The sequence below is a fragment of the Phyllobacterium sp. P5_D12 genome (assembly GCF_054049495.1).
This window is the reverse complement of the sequence record NZ_JBFUMG010000619.1, coordinates 1-2,460: the sequence shown is the minus strand read 5'-3', so window position 1 is coordinate 2,460 and position 2,460 is coordinate 1. Positions and strand designations below refer to the sequence as shown.

Genomic DNA, 2,460 nt, shown 5'->3' with positions numbered 1-2,460 from the left:
CATTTCGTGCCGTCTGGGCGCGGATGTAATAGAGACACGAATTCAAAGGTCGCTTCGGCGGCCTTTTTCTTTGCCGTGCGTTCTTGGCGGTTCTCACGGCATCGGCGCTTGTCTTCCTAACAGAGCAGGCGCCACCTTTGGTCGACCACGGATGTACTGGCGACCCGAACGAATCCACGATTTGATTCTCCTCATCGTGGATGGCTTGAGCGCGGGAATGGACGGCACACCCACTCCCGTGACTCGTCAGCCTTCGCCGCGTTTTTTTAAGCGCCCAATATCAATTACCAACAAATGGAGGCGTCGTGATGCGGAAATCGCATGCCGTCGAAATTCTAGCACGTCGGCTCAATATTTTACCCAGCCGCGTGCATCACATCGCAGCCAGGTTGGCGGACGATGGTCAGATATCAAAAGCAGAAGGCTCGCGCAGGTATCCGCCCGAGCTCAATGAAATCGAAGTTATTCGCCTCGTCCTGGCCACGTTGGCAGACCACGGCCTCGGTAACGTCCACTCGTCTGTCGAGGCGTTCTCGCACCTCACCAACCAAACTGGCATTCGCTTCGGCGATGTACTGTCGGAAGTCCTGTTTGGACCTCCTGCCGACATAGGCCATGTCATTCTCAGACATGACCCACCAGGGGTTTCGTTGATTATCGATGGCGCCCATCAAGTTTACGGTAGCGAAGCGCCAGCTAAAACCGCAGCCAAGGCCTCGATCGTTCCAGGATACGCCCTGATGGCGATTGCTGCTGAACTGCAAGGGCACATGCCAACGCAGGCGGATTCAATGATTGAACTCGCTCGACTGCGTCGGGCTTTTAACTAGGATTCTAGATGACAGAAGAAACTTACACCTTCCCTCGACTTGAGGGTGGTCTATTCGGCTTGCCTCCAAACTTCGATGAGAGAAGCTTTTTCCAACCTCAATACGACGACGGTGATACATCGCAGAAAGCGAAAGACTGGCGCGAATACGATAAAAAATACGGCTTGTCACCGCAGGCCAAGCGTGAGCAGGCCTTCTATAAGCTCAATGAGTGGCTAGCTGAAACAGAAGCGATGCGTGGCGATGGCGACTCCAGCGCACTCGCAAAGCTGGCTGCTGTGCTCGGCACCACCATGCCAACAGGACCTGCGAGCAAGCATCCAGTGGAAAACCACGCCGCTCGCTCGCGTGCACGGTTCAAAGCCCGGCTGGCATGTACAGCGGCTCTTAAAGCTGGCTACCGCCCGTAACCACCGCAACACAACCAAATCCATCACAACCGGCCTATAGGGCCGAAAGGAATACCCATGACTCAAATTGCTAATCAAATCGGCGAAATCGCCACCGCTATTGAGAATTTCAAATCCGAATACGGCACTCGCCTTAATGACCTTGAGAAGCGTGCCGCTCGTGAAAAAGACATGTCGGGCACGGATGCAGGCGCGTCGCTTGGCGAACTCGTCGCAAACCATGACGCCATCAAAAATATAACGTCCAGCTTCCGCGGCAAGTCGCTTATTCAACTGGAGCGAGCAGCCCTTACATCAGCCAATACAACGGTTGGTGCAGGACGGTCAGCAACAACTTCGCTCGTACAGGCCGATCGTCGCCCTGGTATAGTCGCACCACCTGAGCGCCGTTTCACTATTCGCGACCTGATACCTAGCACGCCGACTACTTCGAACTCGATTGAGTATCCGAAGGAGACTGGCTTCACCAACAACGCTGCACCCGTAGCCGAGGGCGCGCAAAAGCCAACAAGCGATATCACTTTCGATCTGGTTACATCGCCTGTTCGGACGCTCGCTCACCTCTTCAAGGCCAGCCGTCAGATCATGGACGACTCGCCCGCGTTGGCTGGTTATATCAACACTCGTGGTAGCTACGGCCTGAAGTTGGTTGAAGAAACTCAGCTTCTTAATGGCAATAATACAGGCCAGAACCTGAACGGTATTATGCCTCAGGCCACCGCCTATGAAACGTCCCGCACAGCTACCGGCGATACTGAGCTAGACATCTTGCTCCACGCCATCAGCCAGGCAGAAGAGGCACAGTTGCCAGCATCGGGTATCATCCTTTCTGTTCGCGATTGGCGCCGCATCCTGGGCATCAAGGACTTGGGCGGCAACTACCTTTCGGATGGTCCGTTTGGCACATCTGCGCCTCGCATCTGGGACTTGCCAGTCATTCCTTCAATGGCAATGTCAGTCGGCAGCTTCCTGCTTGGTGGCTTTGAAACTGGCGCCGAGATATTCGACCGCCTTGAGATTGAGTTTCTTATCTCAAGCGAGAATTCCGATGACTTCGAAAAGAACATGATTACGGCGCGGATAGAGGAACGCCTGGCGCTCGCCGTCTATAGGCCTGAAGCCTTCGTCAAAGGCTCGCTCGTAATCGCATAACCAAACAAGGCGGGCGGGTGAACGGCTCGCTCGGTCGAAGGTGTGTAAGGGCCCGCCAAGTCCTATTG

General features: G+C 54.8%; 3 protein-coding genes. All 3 read left to right on the top strand.

Going from position 1 to position 2,460, the window contains the following annotated elements; translation table 11 throughout:
• Nucleotides 1-308: 308 nt before the first annotated feature.
• From ACXJ5O_RS24315 to ACXJ5O_RS24305, 3 genes are read left to right on the top strand one after another with little or no spacing between them, the layout of a single operon-like run.
• On the top strand, nt 309-830 hold the full coding sequence (locus ACXJ5O_RS24315; RefSeq protein ID WP_457302148.1) for a hypothetical protein: 522 nt from the start codon (nt 309-311) through the stop codon (nt 828-830).
• A gap of 8 nt (nt 831-838) precedes the next feature.
• Nucleotides 839-1,240 carry a hypothetical protein gene (locus ACXJ5O_RS24310; RefSeq protein ID WP_457302147.1) on the top strand — a complete coding sequence of 134 codons (402 nt, stop codon included), beginning with the start codon at nt 839-841 and terminating at the stop codon, nt 1,238-1,240.
• Nucleotides 1,241-1,297: 57 nt separating this feature from the next.
• Nucleotides 1,298-2,392, top strand: coding sequence for a phage major capsid protein (locus ACXJ5O_RS24305; RefSeq protein WP_457302146.1), 1,095 nt, complete (start codon nt 1,298-1,300; stop codon nt 2,390-2,392).
• The last annotated feature ends 68 nt before the right edge of the window (nt 2,393-2,460 follow it).